At 60.0% G+C, this 25,159-nt stretch carries 21 protein-coding genes and 1 pseudogene; 11 read left to right on the top strand and 11 right to left on the bottom strand.

The features are described 5' to 3' along the window. Positions 1-49: 49 nt before the first annotated feature. The 3 genes from RGV33_RS17690 to RGV33_RS17680 all read left to right on the top strand — a co-directional run bounded on the left by RGV33_RS17690 (position 50) and on the right by RGV33_RS17680 (position 2,985). Positions 50-988, top strand: coding sequence for an AraC family transcriptional regulator (locus tag RGV33_RS17690; protein ID WP_322145380.1), 939 nt, complete (start codon positions 50-52; stop codon positions 986-988). A 120-nt stretch (positions 989-1,108) separates the two neighbouring features. Further along, positions 1,109-1,720: an FMN-dependent NADH-azoreductase gene (locus RGV33_RS17685; RefSeq protein WP_322145379.1), complete on the top strand. Its 612-nt coding sequence runs from the start codon at positions 1,109-1,111 to the stop codon at positions 1,718-1,720. Positions 1,721-1,947: 227 nt separating this feature from the next. Further along, a complete protein-coding gene (locus RGV33_RS17680; protein ID WP_322145378.1) occupies positions 1,948-2,985 on the top strand; it encodes a dienelactone hydrolase in 1,038 nt (345 codons plus the stop codon). Here the strand turns inward: RGV33_RS17680 and RGV33_RS17675 are convergent. Both RGV33_RS17675 and RGV33_RS17670 read right to left on the bottom strand, forming a co-directional pair. Then, positions 2,979-4,163 carry an MFS transporter gene (locus RGV33_RS17675; protein WP_322145377.1) on the bottom strand — a complete coding sequence of 395 codons (1,185 nt, stop codon included), beginning with the start codon at positions 4,161-4,163 and terminating at the stop codon, positions 2,979-2,981. The two genes, RGV33_RS17680 and RGV33_RS17675, sit on opposite strands and share 7 nt — an antisense overlap. Positions 4,164-4,508: 345 nt before the next feature. Continuing rightward, positions 4,509-6,098: an ABC-F family ATPase gene (locus RGV33_RS17670; protein WP_322145376.1), complete on the bottom strand. Its 1,590-nt coding sequence runs from the start codon at positions 6,096-6,098 to the stop codon at positions 4,509-4,511. 508 nt (positions 6,099-6,606) lie between these two features. On the opposite strand from RGV33_RS17670, the pseudogene RGV33_RS17665 reads away from it, so the two are divergent. Then, positions 6,607-6,884, top strand: a pseudogene (locus RGV33_RS17665) (SAM-dependent methyltransferase); the annotation flags it as partial. A gap of 137 nt (positions 6,885-7,021) precedes the next feature. Here RGV33_RS17665 and RGV33_RS17660 read toward each other — a convergent pair. After that, positions 7,022-7,408, bottom strand: a complete 387-nt coding sequence (locus RGV33_RS17660; RefSeq protein ID WP_322145375.1) for a TIGR03067 domain-containing protein — start codon at positions 7,406-7,408, stop codon at positions 7,022-7,024. A 398-nt stretch (positions 7,409-7,806) separates the two neighbouring features. Between RGV33_RS17660 and RGV33_RS17655 the strand changes: the two genes are divergently transcribed. Continuing rightward, positions 7,807-9,150, top strand: a complete 1,344-nt coding sequence (locus tag RGV33_RS17655) for a Wzz/FepE/Etk N-terminal domain-containing protein (RefSeq protein WP_322145374.1) — start codon at positions 7,807-7,809, stop codon at positions 9,148-9,150. A gap of 261 nt (positions 9,151-9,411) precedes the next feature. Next, positions 9,412-10,311, top strand: coding sequence for a lipid A hydroxylase LpxO (lpxO, locus tag RGV33_RS17650; protein ID WP_322145373.1), 900 nt, complete (start codon positions 9,412-9,414; stop codon positions 10,309-10,311). 18 nt (positions 10,312-10,329) lie between these two features. On the opposite strand, the gene ligD is transcribed toward lpxO, so the two are convergent. Together ligD and RGV33_RS17640 are read right to left on the bottom strand one after the other, a co-directional pair. Beyond that, the gene (gene ligD / locus RGV33_RS17645) at positions 10,330-12,828 is read right to left on the bottom strand and encodes a DNA ligase D (protein WP_322145372.1); all 2,499 of its coding nucleotides are present in this window, start codon (positions 12,826-12,828) and stop codon (positions 10,330-10,332) included. Further along, on the bottom strand, positions 12,809-13,687 hold the full coding sequence (locus RGV33_RS17640; RefSeq protein ID WP_322145371.1) for a Ku protein: 879 nt from the start codon (positions 13,685-13,687) through the stop codon (positions 12,809-12,811). Before RGV33_RS17640 ends, ligD begins: the two co-directional genes overlap by 20 nt. A gap of 197 nt (positions 13,688-13,884) precedes the next feature. Here RGV33_RS17640 and RGV33_RS17635 point away from each other — a divergent pair, with 197 nt between their 5' ends. Beyond that, entirely contained in the window at positions 13,885-14,202 is a 318-nt protein-coding gene (locus tag RGV33_RS17635) for a hypothetical protein (protein ID WP_322145370.1), read from the top strand. A gap of 30 nt (positions 14,203-14,232) precedes the next feature. Further along, positions 14,233-15,393, top strand: coding sequence for a PQQ-dependent sugar dehydrogenase (locus RGV33_RS17630; protein WP_322145369.1), 1,161 nt, complete (start codon positions 14,233-14,235; stop codon positions 15,391-15,393). A gap of 140 nt (positions 15,394-15,533) precedes the next feature. Here RGV33_RS17630 and RGV33_RS17625 read toward each other — a convergent pair whose 3' ends face one another. Together RGV33_RS17625 and RGV33_RS17620 are read right to left on the bottom strand one after the other, a co-directional pair. Next, a complete protein-coding gene (locus tag RGV33_RS17625; protein WP_322145368.1) occupies positions 15,534-16,013 on the bottom strand; it encodes a nuclear transport factor 2 family protein in 480 nt (159 codons plus the stop codon). A gap of 33 nt (positions 16,014-16,046) precedes the next feature. Continuing rightward, positions 16,047-16,598 carry a TetR/AcrR family transcriptional regulator gene (locus RGV33_RS17620; protein ID WP_322145367.1) on the bottom strand — a complete coding sequence of 184 codons (552 nt, stop codon included), beginning with the start codon at positions 16,596-16,598 and terminating at the stop codon, positions 16,047-16,049. 126 nt (positions 16,599-16,724) lie between these two features. Here RGV33_RS17620 and pssA point away from each other — a divergent pair, with 126 nt between their 5' ends. Continuing rightward, positions 16,725-18,068, top strand: coding sequence for a CDP-diacylglycerol--serine O-phosphatidyltransferase (gene pssA / locus RGV33_RS17615; protein WP_322145366.1), 1,344 nt, complete (start codon positions 16,725-16,727; stop codon positions 18,066-18,068). A gap of 46 nt (positions 18,069-18,114) precedes the next feature. Here the strand turns inward: pssA and efeO (RGV33_RS17610) are convergent, their stop codons facing one another. From efeO (RGV33_RS17610) to efeU, 4 genes are read right to left on the bottom strand one after another with little or no spacing between them, the layout of a single operon-like run. Beyond that, positions 18,115-18,933, bottom strand: coding sequence for an iron uptake system protein EfeO (gene efeO, locus RGV33_RS17610; RefSeq protein ID WP_177044104.1), 819 nt, complete (start codon positions 18,931-18,933; stop codon positions 18,115-18,117). Between the two features lie 27 nt (positions 18,934-18,960). Continuing rightward, entirely contained in the window at positions 18,961-20,268 is a 1,308-nt protein-coding gene (efeB, locus tag RGV33_RS17605) for an iron uptake transporter deferrochelatase/peroxidase subunit (RefSeq protein ID WP_322145365.1), read from the bottom strand. Positions 20,269-20,282: 14 nt separating this feature from the next. After that, entirely contained in the window at positions 20,283-21,485 is a 1,203-nt protein-coding gene (gene efeO / locus RGV33_RS17600; protein WP_322145364.1) for an iron uptake system protein EfeO, read from the bottom strand. 10 nt (positions 21,486-21,495) lie between these two features. Further along, positions 21,496-22,344: an iron uptake transporter permease EfeU gene (efeU, locus tag RGV33_RS17595; RefSeq protein ID WP_322145363.1), complete on the bottom strand. Its 849-nt coding sequence runs from the start codon at positions 22,342-22,344 to the stop codon at positions 21,496-21,498. A 168-nt stretch (positions 22,345-22,512) separates the two neighbouring features. Here efeU and RGV33_RS17590 point away from each other — a divergent pair, with 168 nt between their 5' ends. Continuing rightward, the gene (locus tag RGV33_RS17590) at positions 22,513-23,535 is read left to right on the top strand and encodes an AraC family transcriptional regulator (protein WP_322145362.1); all 1,023 of its coding nucleotides are present in this window, start codon (positions 22,513-22,515) and stop codon (positions 23,533-23,535) included. A 188-nt stretch (positions 23,536-23,723) separates the two neighbouring features. Then, on the top strand, positions 23,724-25,154 hold the full coding sequence (locus RGV33_RS17585; protein ID WP_322145361.1) for a glutamate decarboxylase: 1,431 nt from the start codon (positions 23,724-23,726) through the stop codon (positions 25,152-25,154). The last annotated feature ends 5 nt before the right edge of the window (positions 25,155-25,159 follow it).

Here is a 25,159-nt window from a genome sequence, read left to right as displayed (position 1 = left end):
TGAGGCACCGGCGGGTTACCTTTTGGCTTTCCCCGGCCAGCGCATTCCAATGAACCTTGAACATCCACGTACCCACCGAATCATCGAGTTGATGGGGCAGTTGGCGCCCGTGGAGGGCTACAACCTGACGCCACTGGATGACGTGCGTTTCCTGCGCTCCAACCGGCCGCTGACGCGGGTCCCGGTGCTTTACGACCCGGGCATCGTGATTGTGTGCCAGGGCCGCAAGCGCGGTTACCTGGGGGAAGACATCTACGTCTACGACGCCCAGCACTACCTGGTGGTATCGGTGCCGGTGCCGTTCACCATGGAGACCGAGGCCAGTGAAACCGAACCGATGCTCGCGGTGTACTTGCGCCTGGACTTCAACCTGGCCGCCGAACTGATGCTGGCGCTTGACGAGTTGGCCCCGCAGCCCGAAGCCTGCCCCAAGGGCATGTACGCCTCACCGATGGACGACAAACTCAGTGAGTCACTGTTGCGTTTCCTGGAAGTGATGAGCGTGCCGGTGGAAGCGCAGGTGCTCGGGCCCACCCTTATGCGCGAGATCTACTACCGCATCATCACGGGGGAGCAGGGCGGCTCGATGCGCGCCGCGCTGAATCGCCAGGGCCAGTTTGGCAAGGTGGCCCGGGCGATTCGCAAGATTCATGCTTGTTATGGTCAGCGCCTGGACGTGGAAGAGCTGGCCAAGGAAGCGATGATGAGCGTGCCCAGTTTTCACGCGCACTTTCGGACGGTGACCGAGACCTCGCCCATGCAGTACCTGAAGTCGACGCGCTTGCACCAGGCGCGACTGCTGATGCTCAGGAATGACATCACCGCCGCTACGGCTTGCGCCAGGGTGGGTTACGAAAGCGCGTCGCAGTTCAGCCGTGAGTTCAAGCGGTTTTTTGGGCGCACGCCTCATGAGGAGATCGATTGGATGAAGCGTACGTATGCGCTGCCCGCGCCCACCACTGCGTCTATCTACGTTTCGTCACATTAAAAGAATTGTCCCGCCAGTGGGACGAACAATCGCATTTTGCCCGACTAATCCCTGATTGGTTTCATCTGTAGGCTTATTTCCATTCAGTCGCCCTTGGCGATACTTACTTGGAGATGGTCCATGAAACTGTTGCATATCGATTCCAGCATCCTCGGCGACAACTCGGTTTCCCGTCAGTTGAGCGCAGGTGTAGTCAAGGCCTGGCAGGCAGCAGAGCCGGGTGTCGAAGTGGTTTATCGTGACTTGGCAGCCGACGCCATCAGTCACTTCTCGGGTGTCACCCTGGGCGCCTTGGGCACCGCCGCCGAATTGCGTGATGCCGTGCAAAAACATGAAGCCGACCTGAGCGCCTCCACCCTGGCCGAATTCCTCGCAGCAGATGCCGTAGTGCTGGCCGCGCCGATGTACAACTTCACCATCCCGACTCAACTGAAAGCCTGGATCGACCGCATTGCCGTCGCCGGCCAGACCTTCCGTTACACCGAAGCCGGCCCCGAAGGCCTGTGTGGTGGCAAGAAAGTCATCATTGTTTCCACCTCGGGTGGCTTGCACGTCGGCCAGCCGACGGGCGCCGCGCACGAAGATTACTTGAGCGTGTTGTTGGGCTTCCTGGGAATCACCGACATCGAGTTCGTCCGTGCCCACGGCCTGGCTTACGGTGATGAAGCACGTACCAAGGCGTTGAGCGACGCCCATGTATTGATCAGCGATCAGTTGTTCGCCGCAGCGTAAGACTTGTGTAAATTTTGCTGTTCCTCGATATCAATCTGAATCGAGGCGCCTAAACTCTGTATTCTGCTCGCCTGAAAAGCGAACGGAGTACGGAGTTTTTTCGTTTACCCGCTGTCACTACTTTGGCCCAGGTTATGCACGCATGGGTAAACCCTGCCAGTCCGAGCGCCTGAACCATGGATATTTCAATAGCTACGCGGGCTTACGCAGCAAAGGTGGACATCCCCATGATGCGTCTTTGTGCAGTCTTGGTTCTTTCCCTGCTCGGCAGCCTGATTTCAGTGCAAGCCGCGCCAGCGCCGCACCCGCATTGGAGTGTCGGCTTTCATCGCATGACTTTTCTCGACCCGCTGGATTTGCAGCCGATGAAAGCCGTCGCGTTCTACCCCTCCACCGGGCTGGAACACAGCACCCAGGTCGGGGCTTATCACATCGCCGCCACTGAAGATTCGAAAATCGCCATTGGCCGCTTTCCGATGTTGATGCTTTCCCATGGCAATACCGGCACCCCCCTGGCCCTGCACGACCTCGCCACTTCACTGGCGCGCAAGGGGTTTGTCGTCGTTGCAGTGCTGCACCCTGGTGACAACTACAAGGACCATAGCCGCCTGGGCACCTTGAGCAACCTGTATGGGCGCCCGATCCAGATTTCCGAAGCCATCACTGCGACCCTCGGCGACCCGATGCTGTCGCCTTTCGTCAACGTCGATCAGGTGGGCGTCATCGGTTATTCGGCTGGTGGTGAAACCGCGCTGATCCTGGCTGGTGCCAAGCCCGACCTGGACCGCCTGCGCCGCTATTGCCAGCAACGCCCCGAAGATCGCGACGCCTGCACCACCAAGGGCGAGTTGATCGTCGACCGCGACGACTTGCAGCCCCAGGCCGACCCGCGTATTCATGCCTTGATGCTAATGGCACCGTTGAGCCTGATGTTTGGTCGCCACACCCTGGCAGATGTGCATGTGCCGGTGCTGCTCTACAGCGGCGACGGCGACAAGTTGGTGGCCGTGGACAAAAACGCCGAGGCCCTGGCGCGCAAACTGCCGGAACCGCCAAATTTCAAATTGTTGGCCGGGGCTGGGCACTTCGTGTTCATGGCGCCATGCGATGAGAGCCAGTTGGCCGCGATGCCCGCCATGTGCACCGATGCGGACGGGGTCGACCGCGAAAGCATCCACCGCGACCTTATTTCCGAGGCTGGGCGGTTCTTCAACCATACCCTGGCGCAATCCACCCGGGCGGGCTTGCAGACAGCCGATCAGTAAGCGCGGCGTTTGAGCATGAGTGTCAGGCCCAGGCCAGAGACCGAGAGCAGGGCCGCGCAGAAGAAGATCCACGAGTAGCCCAGGTTCAACGCCACCGCACCCATCACCGGCCCGGCGATCGCCAGCGCCAGGTCAAAAAACACCGCATACGCACTCAACCCGGCGCCTCGGCTGCTGTTGGGCACCTGCTTGATCGCCTCCACGCCCAGCGCCGGGTACACCAGCGACAAACCAAAACCAGTCAGCCCGGCGCCGATCAATGCCACGCCAGTGGACGGGGCCAGCCACAGCAGCGTGAGGCCCAGGGTTTCGATGGCCATGCAGGCAATCGCCGCCGTGAAGCCGCCGAAGCGGTTGATGGCGGAGATAAACACCAGGCGTGACAGGATAAAACACACGCCAAATACCGTCAGGCACCAGGCGGCGCCGGTCCAGCCCCGGCTCAGGTAATACAGGGTGATAAAAGTGGTGAGGGTGCCGTAGCCAATCGAGGCGAGGCACAGGCTGGCGCCAAACGGCGCGATACGTCCAAACACCGCCCAGAACGGCAGGCGCTCGCCGCGCACCACGGGCACTGAAGGCTTGTTGCGGATCAGCAGCAGGCCCAGCGCGGAAAGCAGAATAAGGGCGATGCCGAGGCTGGAGTAGCCGTAGTCGGCAACCATCACGACGCCCAGCGGCGCGCCAATCGCAATTGCGCCGTAGGAGGCGATGCCGTTCCACGAGATTGATCGTGCGGTATGTTCGGCACCGACTGCGCCCATGCACCAACTGATGGTACCGACGCCGATCAGGCCCTGAGCCACGCCCAGCAACAGCCGCCCGACAATCAATATACCGAGGCTCAAAAGGGGCATGCTCTGCACCAGCGTGGCGATAAACGTCAGCACGCCGCTGAACAGGATTCCGCTCAACCCCAGTACGATGGCGCGTTTGGTGCCTACGTTGTCAGACATGCGTCCGGCCATTGGGCGGCTGAGTAGCGTTGCCAGGTATTGCGAGCCGATGGTGATGCCTGCCACCACTGCGCTGAAGCCCAGTTCACCGTGGACGTAGCCGGGGATCACCGCAATCGGCAGGCCGATACAGATGAACGCGATGAAGGTGTACAAGACGATGGAGACGATCTGCAGGGTGATCGACAGGGAGCTTGGGGCGGCGGGCTGGGGGGCAGGCATGAGGACTCGTTCGCGGGCGGGCGGTGAGCGCATCATGGCAAGGGCGTGGGGTAAAAGAAAGCAGGCTAACTATATTTGCTGATTTTGAGGGTCGTGCCTATCAGGCTTTGGATCCATGGGGCCTCCCTGGCCCAGGACGGCTAAAGCAGGCATGGTAAATGTGGGAGCTGTCGAGCTTTAGCGAGGCTGCGAAGGCGGCGGCATGGTCAATAAATATGTTGCCTGGCACACCGCTATCGCGGCCTCGCTAAAGCTCGACGGCTCCCACAGAAAAGCAGAGCCATATCCCAAAAAAAACCCCATCACACTGGACGGGGCTTTTGCATTTCAAACAACCAGCAGTTCTTAGAAAACCACACCCTGACTACGCAGGTAATCATCATAAGTACCGCTGAAGTCGATCACGCCACTTGGGCTCAACTCGATAATGCGGGTGGCCAGCGACGATACAAACTCACGGTCATGGCTGACGAAGATCAGCGTGCCCGGATAGTTCTCCAACGCCAGGTTCAGCGCCTCGATGGATTCCATATCCAAGTGGTTGGTCGGTTCGTCCATGATCAACACGTTCGGCTTTTGCAGGATCAGCTTGCCGAACAACATACGGCCTTGCTCACCACCGGAAATCACCTTTACCGACTTCAGGATCTCGTCGTTGGAGAACAGCATGCGGCCCAGGGTGCCGCGAACCACTTGCTCGCCTTCCTTGGTCCAGCGGCCCATCCAGTCGAACAGGTTGGACTCGTCTTCGAAGTCCGAAGCATGGTCCTGGGCGTAGTAGCCCAGTTCGGCGGCTTCGGTCCATTTGACGGTACCGGCGTCCGGGGACAGTTCGTTGACCAGGGTGCGCAGCAGGGTAGTCTTGCCGATACCGTTCGGACCAATGATCGCCACGCGCTCGCCGGCTTCCACCTGGAAGCTGAAGTCCTTGAACAGCGTCTTGCCATCAAAGCCCTTGGCCATGCGATCAACGATGACCGCCTGGCGGTGCAGCTTCTTGGTCTGGTCAAAGCGGATGAACGGGCTGACCCGGCTCGACGGCTTGACTTCGGCCAGTTGGATCTTGTCGATCGCCTTGGCGCGGGAAGTGGCCTGCTTGGCTTTCGAGGCGTTGGCCGAGAAGCGGCTGACGAAGGATTGCAGCTCGGAGATCTGCGCTTTCTTCTTGGCGTTGTCCGACAGCAACTGCTCGCGGGACTGGGTCGCCACGGTCATGTACTCGTCGTAGTTGCCCGGGAACAGGCGCAGCTCGCCGTAGTCCAGGTCGGCCATGTGGGTGCAGACGCTGTTCAGGAAGTGACGGTCGTGAGAGATGATGATCATCAGGCTCGAACGTTGGGTCAGGATGTTTTCCAGCCAGCGGATGGTGTTGATGTCCAGGTGGTTGGTTGGCTCGTCGAGCAGCAACACTTCCGGATCCGAAAACAACGCCTGGGCCAGCAATACACGCAGCTTCCAACCTGGCGACACTTCGCTCATCGGGCCGTTGTGCTGCTCGATGCCGATACCCAGGCCCAACAGCAATTCACCGGCGCGCGATTCAGCGGTGTAGCCGTCCATCTCGGCGAAATCGGTTTCCAGCTCGGCAACGGCCATGCCGTCGTCTTCGGTCATTTCTGGCAGCGAGTAGATGCGATCGCGCTCGGCCTTGACCTTCCACAGCTCTTCGTGACCCATGATCACGGTGTCGAGCACGCTGAATTCTTCGTAGGCGAACTGGTCCTGGCGCAGTTTACCCAGGCGCACGTTCGGCTCCAGCATGACCTGGCCACCCGATGGGTCGAGGTCACCACCGAGGATTTTCATGAAGGTCGACTTGCCGCAACCGTTGGCACCGATCAGGCCATAACGGTTGCCAGCGCCGAACTTGACCGAAACGTTCTCAAATAGCGGCTTGGCGCCGAACTGCATGGTGATGTTAGCTGTGGAGATCAATTACTTTACCTATCAATAGCTTGGAGTGCGCTAGTTTGAGCCGGGCCCATTTTATGGCCCGGGCCAACGGGCATACGTCGGCAGCGACATCAAGGCTTTGGGCCCAGTCGCTGAGCAGAAAAATGGGTGCATGTTGGAATTTGGCGCGCATTGTCGCATATGTAGGGCGCGAGTTGTATGGCGCGGGCTGATGGATGTTGAGTGCCACGGCTTTGTGGCGGGCCCGGTATTCAACAAGGCGAGGGCTACAGGCCAGGATTTCGGCAAAACCGCTACAGAAGGAGCGCATTTGCATCGAAAAAGTCGCTCAAGGCGGCTTTTTTTCAAGGTTCTTATTGTTAACAGTTGAACATCTTTTAAGCCTGGCTTATTTTCCGTTGGTTCGCCCTACAGTGAGGGCTCTTTACCGGTTCAAGGATGGCGAGGCTTTCGCTGTAGGGCGAACCTCTATTTTGTCGCCATGATCAGATAATTGGGGACGCAATGGACGTGCTATCGGCCCAAGAGGCTATTTCCCATCGGCGTGCTGAACTGGATGCCGGACATCGGGCTGTTCATGGCCCATGTCGCCAGTACCCTGAGGCCCGGCGGCAGCCTGGTGATCTACGAAACCCACCCGTTCCTGGAAGTGTTCTTCGTCAGCGCAGCCATTGCCGCCGGCTGCAGATCAGCCATCTGCAGGAGTTCGCGCATTCAAATCGCGAGGAACTGTACGACCAGTATGAGAACCAGACCGCGCAATTGCCCCTGTGCTACGCCCTCACCGCCATCAAGCGCCCGGCCTGACGGGCTGCCGGGCAGGCAAAAAAAGCCCGCGAGGAGGGCGGGCCAAGGTGTTCACTGGAGTAGGTAGCCTTCACCCTATAGGTGAATAAGTGAAGGCCATGTGAAAACCGTGTCGCAAGAACGGATGCAGGCAGTTGTCAGCCTCTACGCACAAAAGTGCGCATGGTTTGTCCCGGGCCTGTGCTGAAACGGGTGGGCCGGGGCATGCCTTCATCTGCCGCAATAAACACGAAGTGATCCCCTTCCAATCGATAGCTGGCCGGCAACTGCTTGCCAGCATCCTCACCCATTGAATCCACCCAGGTAATGCTCTTGGGCATGGCCGTGGGGTCGAGGGTGAAGCTGCCCGCCAGCAACACCTCGCCGCTGGGTGTGACGACCTTGAACTGGTCGCCGCTGATGCTGGTAATCGCGCCTGGCGCGCTGTGCTCATCGGCCGGGTTGAGTACGCCGCTGTCTTCCAGTGCGGTTTGTTCCCAGGCTCCTTGAAGTGCCTCGAAATCCGAGTTTGAAACAGGTGTCATACAAATTCCTTTTTAGTCAGGCGCAACCAGTCAATCCCATGGATTGCCGATGCCTGGCGGCTCAACTGAGTAGCATTTTTTGAGAATTGTCTTAATTTTCAAGATTTCGTAGGAGATTTCATAATACCCCCCTCTATCTAGCGCTATTTTGTGCCCTGTTTTGTACGCAGGTTATTACATATTCGTTTGCGGGCAGCGCCTCGGCAACGACATTGACGTATCTGAAAGAAAACAATCTCCAATTGCGTTGGGACTTTTCCGAGTTCGCGGTGGTCCGAAGACTATCCGCAGACCTTGTGTCTTGTGTGCAGGGCGTTGTCCCTGGTTTTCAAGCGGTTATTCAGTCCTTCATGAATAGATTTGGCCGTTGATTGTCGACTTTTTAAGGTGCTTCAATTTTGAATAAAGTTACTCGCTTCCCGGCTCACACTGCAGCGGACGAAATTGATCTGCTTGAGCTTTGCCACGGTATTTGGCAGCAAAAAAAGTGGGTGCTGGGATGCACGTTTCTGGCCGGAGTTCTGGGGTTAGGCTACGCCTATCTTGCGCCGCGGGAGTATCAGGTCAGTAGCGTGCTACGTCCCGCCGCCATTAACGAACTTGATGCACTTAACCGATCTGAAGTCTATAAGCTCCCCCCCACCGACGCCCTCAACAAAGTGGGGGCGCAGCTGGACTCCTACGAAGCGCGTCTGGGATTCTTCAAGTCGCATGAGGATTTGTTCAAGGCGTTCCAGAAAACCGGGCAAAGCCTCGAGCAGAGTTTCGAAGAGTTCAACCGGAACTCCATCAGCCTGAGCCTGCCCGACCCGAAAAAAGCCGATTCCCTGAGTAGTTATATCCGCCTCGAGCTGCAGTACCCAACAGGCATTGATGGGGTGGCTATTCTCAACGGTTTTGTCGACTACGCGATTGATTCGGAACGTGCCCAGGTCGGCGCCGACCTGAAAGTGATTGTCAATAACCGCCTGAACGAACTCAAGGGCAAGATTGACGCGGCGCGCTCCAACTACGAAACCGATAAGGAATCGAAGATCGCCAAACTACTTGAAGCCGACAGGCTCAAGCGGGCCCAGTTGGAGGATGAATTGGTTGCTCTGCGCCTACAGATGAAAATGGAGCGCACCAACCGGCTGGCAGAGCTCGGCGAGGCCATTTCCATCGCCAAGTCTATGAATATCAGGACACCGACCACGCCCTCGTCGATGGCGGATGCCTCGCGTGGCGGTTCGAACCAAGTCATGCGCACCGAGGTCAATAATCAGCAAATCCCGATGTACTTCCTGGGAACGGAGGTTCTTGAGGCGGAACGCACGGCCTTGCAGGCCCGCACTAATGATGACTTTACCAATAGCCGCGTTGCGCAGATTGGCAAAGAGTTGCAGATGTTGCAGGTTAACCGTGAAGTGGAAGTGCTGAAAAAACGTGGGAATGAAGACATTTTCTTGCAGGATGTCGAACCGCTACGAGCAGAAGTCGCGCGGCTGCGCAGCCTCAATATCGACATGAGCGGCCTGAAACTGGTCACCATTGACCGCCTTGCCCAAGAGCCTCTGGCCCCGATCAAGCCAAAAAAACCAATGGTCATTGCCATGAGCCTGGCGGCGGGGCTTATCTTGGGTTTACTGATTGCGATGGTCCGTTATTTCATCCTCGCGCGGCGTCCGTTTGCCGGTTATTCGCCGCCGGATGACTATTCGACCCTCCCTCGCAGTCGCAGTAAGGATACGCCGCAGATTTGAGACGTCCGGTGCGCAAGCTTGTGTCTGACAAGCTTGCTGGCATCCTTCCCGGCACACTCAGTGGACACCTTTTCACAATTCTTAGTTAACCTTTGGTTACAAAGTGTGGCTAAAATAACTGCCAATGGCCCTGACCGGTTTGTCACCCAGCCCGTCGTGCCGTCTGTTTGTAATTTGTGATTTCAGGTGCTGCATCTTCAATCCTCGGCCGTCGTGGGTACGCGGGAGCAGCCTGTTCTCTTCTGACTTGTGACGAATACCTTGAAACTCATCATTGTTGCTCTCTACGTTGCCTCCATTGCGTATGTTCACCTGCGTGGCCGGGTGCGACACAAGCTGGGCCGTCAGCTCAGCGATCACTCGACCTTCCTGGCTCCGGTGAACTGCTTTCTTTATCTTTTTTCCAAACTGCCCAGCCGGCCGTACCTGTCTGCCAGTGACTTTCCAGACCTGAGTCCGTTGCAGGAACATTGGGAAGAGATTCGCCAGGAAGGCCAGAACCTGCTGCGCGCGGGCGAGATCAAGCGCTCCGACCAATACAACGATGTGGGTTTCAACTCGTTCTTCAAGTCGGGCTGGAAGCGTTTCTATTTGAAGTGGTACGGCGACAGTCATCCCTCCGCGATGAAGCTGTGCCCGCGTACTACCGAGCTGGTGCAAGGCATCGGTTCGATCAAGGCCGCGATGTTCGCCGAGCTGCCCCCGGGCTCCAAGCTGGTACGCCACCGTGACCCGTATGCCGGTTCGTACCGTTACCACTTGGGTCTCGATACGCCGAATGACCCTGGCTGCTACATCAACGTGGACGGTGAAAGCTACTATTGGCGCGACGGCGAACCGGTGATGTTTGACGAGACGTTCATCCACTACGCTGAAAACACTACGCAGCAAAACCGCATCATCCTGTTCTGCGACATCGAGCGCCCGATGAAGTACCGCTGGGCGGCCGCGTTCAACCGTTGGTTCAGTCGCAACGTGATGGCGGCGGCGGGCTCGCCCAATGATGCCGGCGACAAGACCGGGGGCTTGAACCGCGCCTTTACCCGCCTGTACAAGATTCGTCTGCGGGGCAAGGAGTTGAAGAAACGCAACCGTACGCGCTACTACCTGGAAAAGTGGGCGATCTTCGCCGGCCTGGCATTGCTCTTCATATTGATCTGAACGTTACAGCGCAGCGCATCAGCCTGGCGGATGCGCTCCCAGCTTGTCCCACATCTTCTTGCTGATCTTCTGCCGATTGGCATAACCCGCCCACGGGTCTTTCTTCAACCCCTGCAAGCGCTCATGCAGGTTGGCCACTGTCCATTGCTGGGCGCCGTGCAAACCCTTCAATTCATCAAGGCTTACCGGCACCGACACCGGCAGGCCAGGCCGGGCCCGTACCGAGTAGGCCGCCACCGTACTGGCGCCCCGGGCGTTGCGCAGGTAGTCGATAAAGATCTTGCCCACGCGGTTTTTCGGGCCTGAGGTCGCGGTAAAACGCTCTGGCAACTGTTGCGTGATGAACTGGGCGATCGCTTTGGCAAAGGCCTTCACCGTGTCCCAGCTGTCCCGGCGCGCCAGGGGCACCACAAGATGCAGGCCTTTACCACCGCTGGTCTTGACGAACGCTTCGAGCCCCAATTCATCCAGCACCGACAGGGTCAATTGCGCCGCTTCCAGCATGCTTTTCCACGGCAGTGCCGGGTCCGGGTCCAGGTCCAGCACAAACAGGTCGGGGGTATCTATCTTGTCGGCGGTGGCGCCCCAGGTGTGTAACTCGACGGTGCCCATTTGTACGGCACCGATCAGTGCGGCCGGGCTATCGATTTCCATCAGTCGCGCATGGCCGGGGTCCAGGGCCTGGGGCAACTGCTTGATATTCGGGATGGCGAGGCGCTCGCAATGTTTTTGGAAGAACTGTTCGCCGCCAATGCCTTCCGGTGCCCGCAACACGGACACCGGGCGGTTGCGCAGAAAGGGCAGGATCCATTCGCTGATGCCTTCATAGAACTGCGCCAATTGCAGTTTCTGTGTGCCGCTTTGCGTGTCGATGATCCGCTCGGGATGGGTAATCTTTACCTTGGCTACGGCGCTGGTATCTGCGGCTTTTTTGCGGGGTTTTTCCTTCAGCGACTTGGCGGCCCGTGGCTGCTCATGAACAATCTGCTCTGCCGGTTTATCGGTGCGCAACCCCACAAACGCCGCTTGGCGCACCACGCCTTCGCGGGTCCACTCGGCAAATTGCACTTCACCCACCAAGAGTGGCTCAACCCAATGCACGCCACGCGCCTGTGCGCTGGCCAGCGGTTTGGCCAGCGGTGAAGCCTCGCGTTGCAGCGCCTTCAGTTGTTCGCTGATGCTTTTCAGCGCTGCCTGATCAAAGCCTGTTCCCACGCGCCCGGCATACACCAGGCCGGCCTCTTGATTGACTGCCAGCAACAGCGCGCCAAACCCGCTGCGTGAACCCTGCGGGCGGGTGAACCCGACAATCACGAACTCCTGGCGCAGGCGGCACTTGAGCTTGATCCAGTCCGGGCTGCGTCGGGAGCTGTAAGGGCTGCCGGCACGCTTGCCGATAACGCCCTCCAGAGCCAGGTCACAGGCGCTTTCGAAGATATCCCGCTGGCTGGCGGCAAAGGACTCGGAGAAGCGCAGCAACTTGTTTTTGCTGCCGCCGAGCACATCCTTCAGCGCGGCGCGGCGTGCTTCGACGCCTGCTTCTCGCTGGTCGCGGCCGTCAAGAAACGGCGCGTCAAACAGGTAATAGACAATGTCCAGGCTGCGACCGATATCGAAGGCGTTTTGCAACGCCTGGAAATCCGGCAAGCCTTCAGCATTCAGGCTCACAACCTCGCCGTCGAGCCAACTGTCCTTGAGCTTCAATGCCTCCAGCGCCTTGGCCTGGCGCGGCAGGCGGTCGGTCCAGTCATGGCCATTGCGAGTGAACAGCCGGACCTCGCCGTCACGGATACGCGCCAGGATCCGGTAACCGTCGAACTTGATCTCGTACACCCAGTCGCCCTCCGGCGCACGGTCTACCAGCGTCGCCAACTGTGGCGTGAACTGGTCGGGCAGGGCGGTTGTGGGTTTGCGGGTGGTTTTCTTCGCGGCGACGGGCTTTTTCGCACGGCCTACCGTGGCATCACTCAGCACGCTTTTCGGCTCGGCCTGGACCACATCGTAATCAGCTGCCGGGCGGGCCTGTGGGTCCTTCTCCTTGATCAGCAGCCATTGCTCCTTGTCCCCGCTGCCCTTGAGCCGCGTGCGTACCAGCGTCCAGTCGCCAGCGAGCTTTTCGCCGACCAGGGTGAATTTCAGCTTGCCGGCTGCGTAGGCTTTGCGCGGGTCGTCGTGGGGTTGCCACACGCCGCGATCCCAGACGATGACGTCACCGGCGCCGTATTGACCGGCGGGTATGCTGCCCTCGAAGCTGCCGTAGCCCAGCGGGTGGTCTTCCACATGCACCGCCAGGCGCTTCTGGCTTGGGTCGAGGCTGGGGCCCTTGGGCACCGCCCAGCTTTTGAGCACGCCGTCGAGTTCCAGGCGAAAGTCATAATGCAGGTTGCGTGCATCGTGCTTTTGAATCACAAATGACAGCGCCTGCGCCCGGTTCCGGCCGCGAGGCGCAGTGCCTGCGGGTTCGGCCGTTACATCGAAGTCGCGCTTGGCGTTGTAATCACTCAGGGGCTTGGCCATGGCGGTCTACCTCATGAAGCCTTGCTGGTTTTTTCGCGGCAGGTTTCTTTGCCGGGGTTTTGCCCGCGGGCTTGCCGGCCAGGCTGCGTTTGAGCAACTCCGTAAGGTCGATCACATCGGCCGATTTACGCTCATCCACGCCCTCGCTGGGCTCTACGTCTTCGAGCTTGCCAGCCTTGGCCTTCTTCGCCACCAGCGCCATGATCTTGTCCTGGAAGCTGTCGCGGTATTCTTCAGGCTGCCAATCGGCGCTCATGTCTTCCACCAGCCGCTTGGCCATGTCCAGTTCGCCCTTGGCCAGGGTCGGCTTGGTCACGTCGCTGCCCAGCTCCAACTCATCCAGGCCGCGCACTTCGGCAGGCCAGCGCAGCATTACCAATACCAGCGCCGACTCCAGCGGCATCAGCGCCGCCAGGTGCTGCTTGGTGTGCAACACCACGTTGGCCAGCGCGACTTTGCGGGTTTTCTTCAGGGTTTCGCGCAGCAGCGCATAGACCTTGCCGCCGCGCTTGTCGGGCGCCAGGAAGTAGGGCGTGTCGATGTTCTGCAACGGGATCTGGTCGCTGGCCACAAACGCGATGATTTCGATGGTCTGGGTCGACTTGGGGTGGGCCGAGCGGATTTCGTCTTCGCTGAGGATCACATAGCGGCCTTTCTCGTAGGCCACGCCCTTGACGATATTGTCCTTGGTGACTTCCTTGCCGGTGGTCTTGTTGATGCGCTTGTAACCCACCGGGTCCATGCTGCGCTTGTCCAGCCAGTCGAAGTCGACGCCTTGGGAGGACGTCGCCGAAACCAGCGACACCGGGATGTGCACCAAGCCGAAACTGATTGCGCCTTTCCAGATAGCCCGTGGCATGTCGGTTCTCCTGATCGATGAGGGTCTTCAGGTGACACGGCGGATTCGCCAAAAGTTTCCCTGGCCGGCCGGCTGGCAGCGGGGTTTTAGACAGATCGTGTTACACCTGATGAGAAACTATTTAGTTACCAAAGCCGAACCCTAGGCGTAGCGTGTTATCGAAAGCACGTATTACTCGCGCCCAGAGAGGCTTTGTCATGAACACCCGTTTGCGTAACCTTGCCGTACTGGCGCTGGGCCTGGCCTTGAGTTCATTGGCACAGGCGCAAAACCTTCCCGGCAGCAACAATCCTTACAACGGCCCCATCCACCAGGCCAACCCCAATAGCATGCAGGGTACGCAGCCCAATGCGCCCGCTGCACGGGGCACCTTCATTCCCCCGGCGCAGCGGCCGCCTACCCTGCAAAACCGCGGCATCGGCAATAGCACCCAGCGCGGTAGCAGCGCGCAGACCCCGCCGGCCATTCAGCCCAAAGCTCCGACTCGCGACGCCAATGGCAATCGCGGCGATTGAGTGTGTAAAGACGATAAGGAATCCCACCGTATGCTTCTACGCAAAACCCTTCTAGCGACCTTCTGCGCGGCGGCCTTGCTGCCCTTGGCGCTGCCCGTTGCGGCTGCCGACACCCAGCAGTTCCCCAGCGAACAGGGGAGCATCACAGTCACCCCGATTGCCAAGGGCCTGGATCACCCGTGGGCAGTGGCGTTCCTGCCGGACAAGCAGGGGTTCCTGGTCACCGAGCGGCCCGGCAACCTGCGCTTTGTCAGCCCGGACGGCAAGCTGTCTGCGCCCTTGAGCGGCGTGCCGAAAGTATTTGCCAAAGGGCAGGGCGGTTTGCTCGACGTGGTGCTGTCGCCGGACTTCAAGCAGGACCGACTGGTGTACCTGTCTTACGCCGAAGGCGGCGGCAAGAACGGCACCGCCGGCACCGCAGTCGGGCGTGGGCGCTTGAGCGACGACTTGAGCAGCCTGCAAGACTTCAAGGTGATCCTGCGCCAGGAGCCCAAGCTGTCCACGGGTAATCACTTCGGCTCGCGGTTGGTGTTTGACCGCGATGGCTACCTGTTCGTGACCCTGGGGGAAAACAATGATCGCCCCACCGCCCAAGACCTGGACAAGCTGCAAGGCAAGGTGGTGCGGATCTTTCCTGACGGCCGTATACCCGAAGACAACCCCTTCGTTGGCCAGGAAGGCGTGCGGCCGGAAATCTGGTCCTACGGCCAGCGTAACCCTCAAGGCGCTGCGCTGAACCCGTGGAGCGGCACACTGTGGGAAAACGAACACGGCCCGCGTGGCGGGGATGAAATCAACATCATTGAGCGTGGGAAAAACTACGGCTGGCCACTGGCAACCCATGGCATCAACTATTCCCTGACGCCGATACCCGAGGCCAAGGGCAAGACCGCCGAGGGCACTGTGCCGCCGCACCATGTGTGGGAGAAATCCCCGGGGGTGAGCGGCATGGCGTTCTACGACGCCGATCGTTTCAAGGCTTGGCAGCACAACGTGTTTATCGGGGCACTGGTCAGCCAGGAGTTGATTCGCTTGCAGTTCGACGGTGACAAGGTCATCCACGAAGAGCGGCTGCTGGGCGGCCTTAAAGCGCGGATCCGCGATGTACGCCAGGGACCGGATGGTTACCTGTATGTGCTGACGGATGAAGATAAGGGTGTGTTGTATCGGGTAGGCCTGAACCAGGACTGACGTCGGCCACCGGGGTTATGTAGGAGCTGGCTTGCCTGCGATGGCATCAACTGGGTGTGCCTGATACACCGAGGTGTCTGCATCGCAGGCAAGCCAGCTCCCACAGAAAAGCCCGCTCCCACAGGTGGGTAGCGTGGAGCCTACAACCCAAGCTCCGACAACCCCGGATGCTCATCCGGGCGCCGGCCCAGCGGCCAGTGGAACTTGCGCTCGCTTGCCTTGATCGGCATGTCGTTGATGCAGGCAAACCGGTTCGCCATCAAGCCGTTCTCGTCAAACTCCCAGTTCTCGTTGCCGTAGGAGCGAAACCAGTTGCCCGAGTCGTCATGCCATTCATAGGCATAACGCACCGCGATGCGGTTGCCGGTAAACGCCCACAACTCCTTGATCAGCCGATAATCCAGCTCCTTGGCCCATTTACGGGTCAGGAAGGCTTTGGCTTCTTCGCGGTTGTGAGCGAACTCGGCGCGGTTACGCCACTGAGTGTCCTGGGTATAGGCCAGGGACACCCGTTGCGGGTCGCGGGAGTTCCATCCGTCTTCGGCCAGGCGAACTTTTTCAATCGCCGATTCTCGGGTGAATGGCGGCAATGGCGGGCGGATTTCGCTATTGGATGACATGGAAACGGCTCCTGGACTGGTTTAAAAGTCGGTTCAAAGTTGCAATAAGGTTCGCGCCATGGCTTGCGCGTTATCGGCGGCGGTTGAATCACCCATGACCAGGGCAACGGTAATGGCGCCATCAATCAGGATCAGCAGGTGCGCGGCCTGGCGTTCCGGGTCGGGGGTGCCCTGTGCTTGACACAGTTCGAGGGCGTACTCGAACAGTTTCTGTTTGTGGGCCTTGGCCAGTTGACGCACCGGGTTTTGCGGGTCGCCGGTCTCGCCGCTGGTGTTGATGAACGCGCAGCCGCGAAAGTCGTCGGAGCCGAACCAGGCCTTCAAAGCGCTGAACACGGCCAGCAGACGCTCGCCGCTGGTGGTGTAGCGCTCAACTTCGGTACGCAGCCAGTGCATCCAGCGCTCGTCGCGGCGTTGCAAGGCGGCGATCACCAGTTCGTCTTTGTTGGCGAAGTAGCGGTAGACGCTCTTTCTGGAGACGCCGGCGGTCTTCACCAGAAGCTCCATGCCGGTGGCAGCAATGCCGTTTCGGTAGATCAGCTTTTCGGCAACGTCGAGGATAATGTCGCGAGTGATATCGTTCATGCAAACAACAGTAGAACGATCGTTCTCCTTTGGCAATTAATTATTTTTTACCCCCAGGCGGGAAGACCTGAGCCACCCCATGGTGTAAGCTCTTGAGTCCTTCGGATTCGACCCATTGCGAGCCTTATGCCGTCGTTATTCAAACGCTCCCTGTTGCCCAAGCTGCGCGGTTTTCCCCTCACGCCCGATGCCATCGACGTGCTGTCCGGTGCGGCCGAGTACCGCCGCTGCCTGTTGCAGAAAATCTCCCAGGCCACCCAGCGCATCTACATCGTGGCGCTGTACCTGCAGCAGGATGAGGCCGGGCAAGAGATCTACGACGCGTTGCACGCTGCCAAAGCCGCACGGCCCGGGCTGGATATCGTGGTAGTGGTTGACTCGCTGCGCGCCCAGCGCGGCCTGATCGGCGCGGGCAAGCAACCGGGTAACAGCGCCTGGTACCAGGCCATGACCGAGTCCCACAGCACCGAAGTGCCGGTGTACGGCGTGCCGGTGCAAACCCGCGAGTTGTTCGGTGTGCTGCACCTCAAGGGCTTTGTGATCGATGACAGCGTGCTGTACAGCGGCGCCAGCCTGAATAACGTGTACCTGCACAAGTTCGACAAGTACCGTTATGACCGTTACCACCTGATCCACAACAAGGCGCTGGCCGACTCGATGCAGCACCTGGTGGAGCACGGCCTGGTGGCCGCCAAGGCGGTGCATCGCCTCGACCTGCCCAACCCGCCGACCACCCGCAGCCTGCGCAACGACATCGGCGACCTGCGCAGCCGCCTGAAACACGCAGTGTATGACACCACAGCCGGGCAGTTGCCAAACGGCAACCTGTCGGTCAGCCCTTTGTTGGGCGTGTGCAAGAACAACCCGTTGAGCCGGGTGATCTGTGAGCTGATCGCCAGCGCCCAACACCAACTGACTATCTGCACCCCGTACTTCAACCTGCCGCTGCCGGTCACGCGGGAAGTCAACCGCGCCCTGGCGCGCGGGGTGAAGATCGACATCATTGTCGGCGACAAGACTGCCAACGACTTCTACATCCCGCCCAGCGAGCCGTTCAAGGTCATTGCTGCACTGCCGTATCTCTACGAAATCAGCCTGCGACGCTTCGCCAAGCGCCACCAGCGCATGATCGACAGCGGCCAGTTGAACCTGCACCTGTGGCGCGACGGCGATAACACCTACCACCTCAAGGGCATGTGGGTCGACCAGCGCTACACCTTGCTGACCGGCAACAACATCAACCCGCGAGCGTTTCGCCTCGACCTGGAAAATGCCTTGCTGATCGATGATCCGAAGGGTGAATGGGTAGGGCCTCGGCGTACCGAGCTTGCGGAGATTTTCCAGCACACCTCGCGTATCGAACGTTACCAGCAGTTGGAAACCCTGGTGGAGTACCCTGCGGCGGTTGGCAAGTTCTTGCGGCGGGTCAGCCGGGTGAGGATCGAGCGGTTGTTGTATCGGATCTTGTAGGGAGATAGCTCGCCGCCCCGTTGCGGGGCGGCGGCTTGATGCAGGCTTAGTTCAAGCCAAGCTTGCCACGCAAGGTGGACAGGTCTTCGGCCAGGGTGTTGACCGGGCCAACCAGGGCTTTGCGGTCAGCTTCCTTGACCTTGTCGTAGGTCTCAAAGCCGCCATCCTTGGTTTTGTATTTGGCGAGGATCTTGTCCACGGCCGCGAAGTTCTTGTCGACTTTGGCGACGAACGCCTTGTCTTGCTTCTCGATCTGGGGACGGAACAGATCGACGATTTTCTTCGCGCCGTCGATGTTGCCCTGGAAGTCATACAGGTCAGTGTGGCTGTAACGGTCTTCTTCGCCGGAGATCTTGGTCGCCGCGACTTCTTCCAGCAGGGCAGCAGCACCGCCAACCACTTTTTCTGGCGGGAAGGTCAGGCCGTCAACCCGGGTTTTCAGGTCGAGCACGTCGCTGTTGAGCTTGTCAGCCAGCGCGTCCAGGCCTTTGGTGGTGTTCTCGGAGAACAAGGTGTACTCGATGCGGTGGAAGCCGGTGAAGTCTTCGGCTTTCACGCCTTTTTCGTGGTCGTCAACGCGGGAGTCGATGGATGCGTCGAGGTCGCTGAACAGCTCGGCGATCGGCTCGATGGACTCATAGTGAACGCGGGTGGGTGCGTACAGCTTCTTGGCCGTCGCCAGGTCGCCTTTTTTCACGGCGTCGGTGAACGCCTGGGTCTGGGTGACCAGCTCACCGATTTCTTCGGTGACGTAGATCTTGTAGTCCGACACCGGCCCTACCAGGTCCAGCGGCGCGGTGGCGGCGAAGGCTGCCAGCGGCGAAAGGCTCATTAACAACGACAATGCGAGAGACGACTTCTTCATGGGACGATTTCCGCTCTGGGGTTTGTTTTAGGTATTGGCAGTGGTTTGTGGATGTGTCGCATCAAGCAGCGTGCGCCCGATGAAATCCTGGGCCCCGGTGACGCCTGGCAAGGTGAAGAAATAACCGCCGCCAACCGGCTTCAGGTATTCCTCCAGGGGCTCGCCGTTGAGCCGGGTTTGTACGCTGATAAAGCCTTCCTCCAGGTCAGCCTGGTAGCAGATGAACAACAGCCCCATGTCCAGCTGACCGTTTTTATTGACGCCGTTGGAGTAGTTGAACGGCCGGCGCAAAATCAGGTTGGCCTGAGTCTGTGCGGTGCGCGGGTTGGCCAGGCGGATGTGGGCATCGAGCTTGGTCAACTTGCCTTCCGGGTCCTTGCTGTAGTCCGGGACCTGGGTTTCTTTCTGGCCGTCCATGGGCGCGCCACTGGTCTTGACCCGGCCAATGATGCTTTCTTGCTCTTGCAGGGGCGTGCGGTCCCAGCGTTCGACGAAGTTGCGGATGATCCGCACCGCCTGGTAGCTGCCGTTGGCGGCCCAGGCCGGTTCGTCGCTGCCGGGTTGAACCCACACAATCTGGTCCATCGCCTTGTTGTCGTTGGAGTTCGGGTTGGCCGAACCGTCGCGAAACCCGAGGAAGTTGCGTGCGCTCTGGGCAGGCTCGCCTGGGCGGGCAGGGGCCTGGGGCGGCACGCTGCCTTCCTGTTTCCAGCGCACCAGCAGCAGGTCCGGCAGGTTCTTCACGATGTCGCGCAGCGCGTGGATATTGGTGTCTGGAGTGTTGGAGCTGAACTGCAGGCTCAGGTCGCCGTGGCACTGCGCCGGTTCCAGCGCATCGTTGGGGAAACCGACCATGCGGATCAGGCGCTTGGGCTTGGCCGCGGCCAGGCCGAAGCGCTCGTCGAACAACGATTCGCCGACCGATACGGTGATGGTCAGGTTATCCGGCGTGACCACCGGGCCGAGGATGCCGGAGTCGGTGGGTGGCAGTTTCGGGTCGACTTGCACCACGGTGCCGCCGGTCATCAGGAACGCGATGCGCTCGTTCAAGGTGCGCAACAGCCGTTCCAGGTCTTCGCGGTCGCTGGCCAATACGTCGAACGACACCAGCATGCCGCAAGCCGGGCGTGGGGTGACGATGCCGGTCTGGTGCTTGCCATGGTAATCGTGGTGGTCCTGGGTTTTTTCACTGCTCGGTGCGGTGGTGACTTGCGCGGCAGCGTTGGCAGCCATCGCCGGGCAGCTCAGGCTTGCACCTGCAATCGCGGCGCCGGTGGCGGCCATGCCCAGCAATACACGACGACGCTGGGAGGAAAATTGTTCTGAATCACTCATGTCTACGGTCGTCTTCACTTCAGGCCGGAAAGGCCAAGGGCTGGGTCGATTCCATCGAGTGCAACGGCCAGAGCCTTGGCCTTGTCGGCGACCTGCTTGCGCTGATCGGCCGTGACGCTGTCATACGAGGCGTAGCGGCCATCGACTTTCAAACCGTTGAGTTCGGCGTCGAAGGCGGTGATTGCACTGTCGATGCCTGGCAGCAATTGCGCGGCGGATTTGGTCAGCAGTGGGCGCATCAGGTCGACCACCTTGCGGGCGGCGTCCAGGTTGGCGGCAAAACCGTTGAGGTCGGTATGGCTGTAGCGCTCTTCCTCGCCGCTGGCGGCGCGCACGTCGGCCAGACTGTTGAGGTTGCGCACCACAATGCTCACCAGTTGCTCCGGTGGCAGCGACTGGGCCAGCAGCTGTTGCTTGAGGCTGGTGACATCGGTGACCAGGCGCTGGGCAATCGGCGCCAGGCCGTCGAGGTTGCGTTGCTGGAACAGGCCGTACTCAAGACGGTGGAAGCCGCTGAAGTCCGGGTCTTGCTCGCGTTTTTCAAAGTAGTCGGCGCGAGCGTTGATCGCGTTGTCCAGTTCCGCCAGGCGTTGCGAGGCCGGTGCCAGGCGCTGGTAAGCCTCGCGGGCCGGCACGTAAAGCGCCTGGGCCTGGGCGAGGTCGCCGGCTTCGATGGCTTGGTCTAGCGCTGTAACGGCCTTGACCAGAGCGCTGCCCTGGCTGCTCAGGTACACACGAAACTCCGACAGCGGGCCGATAAACGCCACCATCGACGGTTTGGCCTTGGCTTGCGCGTCCGACTCGGCCGTTGGCGTCACGGTCAAGGTGCCGCGCGGGTTGCTCAACAGGCCGCAGGTGATCTGGTAGTCGCCGGGCAGCAGGTTGGCGTTGATCACCTGGCTCAGGCCCGGGGCGATGTTTTCTCGCTCTTCGACCACCAGCACGCCGTCGAGAATTTCCCACTCCACGGCCCGGTCCGAGCGGTTGATGATGCGGAAACTGGCATGTCCTGCCGGGACCGTCAGCGCATTCGGCTCGCAGCTGTGGGCGTGGATGGTCACTGCGATTTCATTGTGGTTGGCCTGGCGCTTTGAGGCGGCCAGTTGCGAGGCGTAGTAGAACAGGCCACCGGCGGCGATCATCACGACCACCGAGCCGCCCACCGCCCAGCGCAAGGCGCGGGAAGGCGGAGCCGGTTGAGGGGTTTGGTTGGACAAGAGGCGGTCCTTACTGGCTGGAAACGGAGGAAGTTGTGCGGGGTGCCGGTTTGTTTGGCGGTGCCGGCAGGAAGAACATCACCAGGGCCACCACCAGGTAAATCAGGTAGGCCCCGAGGGTGCTGACGGTCGGTGCGTCCTGATAGCCGAACATCCCGGCCAGCACCGAGCCCAGCGGGCCATCCATCGGTAGCGTTGCGCTGAAATCGAACAATACGGTTTGCAGGTGGTTCCACACCCCGGCTTCGTGCAGGGCTTGTACCGAGTTGGCGAGGATGCCGGCGGCGACCACCAGGATGAACAAACCGGTCCAGCGGAAAAACGCACCGAGGTTCAGGCGCATGCTGCCGCTGTAGATCAAAAAGCCGACGATGATCGCCAGGATCAGGCCGAGCAGGGCGCCAATCGGCGCGCCCGGGCCTTCGCTTTGCTGGAACACGGCCAGCAGGAAGAACACCGTTTCGAGGCCTTCACGGGCCACGGCGAAGAACACCATGGCGATCAGCGCCGTGACCTGGTGCTTGGACCCGGCCAGGGCGTGATCAAGGGATTCATGCAGCGAATGCTTGATGGAGCGCGCCACCTTGCGCATCCAGAACACCATGGAACTGAGAATGCCCACGGCCACCAGGCCGACGATGCCTTCGAACAGTTCCTGTTGCTTTTGCGGGAATTCGGCACTGACCAGTTCCAGGCCACCGCCTACCAACAGCGCCAGGGCGGCTGCCAGAAAGACGCCTATCCACACTGCAGGCATGTACTGGCCACGGCCGGTTTGCTTGAGGTAGCTGGCAATAATGCCAACGATCAAGGCGGCTTCTATGCCTTCGCGCAGCATGATCAAAAAGGGAACAAGCATTCGGCACCGAATCACTACTAGATAGGATGCTAAGTTGTAACATAATGATACTCATTACTAAACAGCAAATATTGACCTTTACTGAACCTTGACTGAACGGTGGTGGCAAACCGCAACCCCCACTAGAATGCGCGGCATCGTTCCAGCAACCGGATTGCGCCATTTCCCATGTCGGAAAAAGACACCATTTCCATCCATCTAGTGCGCGAAGCCCTGTTGCAGAGCTGCGCGCCGGGTGCGGCGACCGACGAAGTATTGACCAAGGTCGGGATTGATCCGGCGCTGCTCGAACAGCCCGCCGCACGCGTTCCGGCCGCGGCTTATGCGCGTTTGTGGCGCTTGCTGGCACGGCGCATGGACGATGAATTTTTTGGCATGGACCCGCGCAAGCTCAAGTCCGGCAGCCTGGAGTTCCTTTGCCGCGCCTCCATGGCACAACCAACCCTGGCCGCCGCGTTGGAAACCGGCCTGGGTTTTCTGTCGCTGATGCTCGAACGACTGCCTGCGCAGTTGGTGCACCAGCAGAGCCTGGCGGAAATTGTGCTGTGGGAGCCCGAGCCCGAGCCCAAGCGAGCCTTCACCTATTTTGCCTACTGGATGATCGTCCATGGCGTCGCCTGCTGGCTGGCGGGCCGGCGCATCCCGATCCTGGCAATCGAATTGCGCTGCCCGCAGCCGGCCTTCTGCGACGACTACCAAGTGATGTTCTCCGATAACCTGCGCTTTGACCGACCGCGCACCCGGATGATTTTCTCGGCCGACTGCCTCGACTTGCCGGTCAAGCGCAGCCCCGAAGAACTCAAGCGCTTCCTGGCCCAGGCGCCAGCGAACATTCTGGTCAAATACCGCGACCCCGACAGCCTCGCCACCCGCATCAAGGCCGACCTGCGGCACATGCCGGCCGACACCTGGCCGGAAACCGAAGGCCTGGCCACGTCCCTGTGCATTTCGGCCTCGACCCTGCGCCGGCGCCTGGCGGAAGAGGGCCAGACCTACCAAGGGCTCAAGGACAGCGTGCGCAAAGAGCTGGCGATCGTGTGGCTGGCCGACTCCGACATCAGCTTTGCCGAGATCGCCACCCGCCTGGGGTTTGCCGATGCCAGCTCTTTCCACAAGGCGTTTCGCAAGTGGTCGGGCTCCAACCCCGGCCACTATCGCAGCCTGATATTGAACGAAGCGTTGAGCCAATAGGTCACTGCCAAGCGATTCGCACCGTTTGACGGCTTATCCATGGTTTTAATGATCTGGGTCACTTTGCTGCGCCGCAGTGCGTGTGATATTCGGCGCCACCGCTACATCGCTCGTTTCCTGACGCAGCCTGATCGGCACTTGTCGCGATCATCGTCTACGCCATTTCCCTCATTCAAGAGCAGGATTTCATGGCACTTCACAGAACCGTTGAGACTCAAGACCAAGCCATCGAAGACGTGTATTCGAGTGGCTCTGCCCAGCACAAACTCCCTAAATATCGCCTTCCGGACCATTCGACTACACCGTCTGCCGCCTACAACCTGGTGCGCGACGAGTTGCTGCTGGACGGCAACTCCCGGCAAAACCTGGCGACGTTCTGCACCACCTGGGTCGAGCCCGAAGTGCAGCAGTTGATGGCTGATGCCCTCGACAAAAACATGATCGACAAGGACGAGTACCCGCAGACCGCCGAGATTGAAAACCGCTGTGTGCACATTATTGCCGACCTGTGGCACGCGCCGAAGTCCTGGCAAACCGTTGGCTGTTCCACCACCGGCTCCAGCGAGGCCGCAATGCTCGGCGGCCTGGCCCTCAAGTGGAGCTGGAAAAAGCGTCGGGAAGCGGCGGGGTTGCCCACGGACAAACCGAACTTCGTGTGCGGCCCGGTGCAAATTTGCTGGAAAAAATTCGCCCGCTATTTCGATGTGGAAATCCGCGAAGTGCCGTTGCGCGGCGATGCCCTGGGCCTGCGCCCGGCTGATTTGCGTGAGTATTGCGACGAAAACACCATCGGCGTGGTCGCGACCCTTGGCGTGACCTTCACCGGGATCTACGAACCGGTCGCGGCCCTGGCAGCCGAGTTGGACTCGATGCAACGTGACCTCGGCCTGGACATCCCGATTCATGTCGACGCGGCCAGCGGTGGGTTTATCGCCCCGTTCATTCAGCAGGAACTGCAATGGGATTTTGTGATCGAGCGCGTCAAATCGATCAATGCGTCGGGTCACAAGTATGGCCTGGCGCCGCTGGGCGTAGGCTGGGTGATCTGGCGCTCCACCGAAGACCTGCCCGAAGAGCTGATTTTTTACGTCGACTACCTGGGCGGCAATATGGCCACCTTTGCGCTCAACTTCAGCCGCCCCGGTGGTGAAATCATCGCCCAGTACTACAACTTCCTGCGGCTGGGCCGCGACGGCTACACAAGGATTCAACAAGCGTGCTCGGATACGGCGCAGTGGCTGGCCTCGGAAATCACCAAGTTTGCCCCGCTGGAACTGGTGTACGACGGCAAGGACGGGCTGCCGGCGGTCTGCTACAAGCTCAAGGACGGCATCGACCACGGTTTTAGCCTCTACGACCTGTCGGAGCGCGTGCGTATGCGCGGCTGGCAGATTGCGTCCTACCCACTGCCTTCCGACCGCCAGAACATCGTCGTGCAGCGCATCCTGGTGCGCCACGGTGTGAGCCGTGATCTGGTGGCGCTGCTGCTCGATGATCTGCACAAGGCCGTTACCTATTTGCAGAAAAACCCGGTGGAGCATTCCGATGCAGGCCCAAGCTTCAGCCATGGCGCCATCGCCGACCCCGTGATCCCGGCCGACACCCCGAACCTCGACTGAACGCA

Origin of the sequence: Pseudomonas sp. Bout1 (assembly GCF_034314165.1) — a bacterium.
Lineage (GTDB): Bacteria > Pseudomonadota > Gammaproteobacteria > Pseudomonadales > Pseudomonadaceae > Aquipseudomonas.
This window is presented reverse-complemented; position numbering and strand designations above follow the sequence as displayed.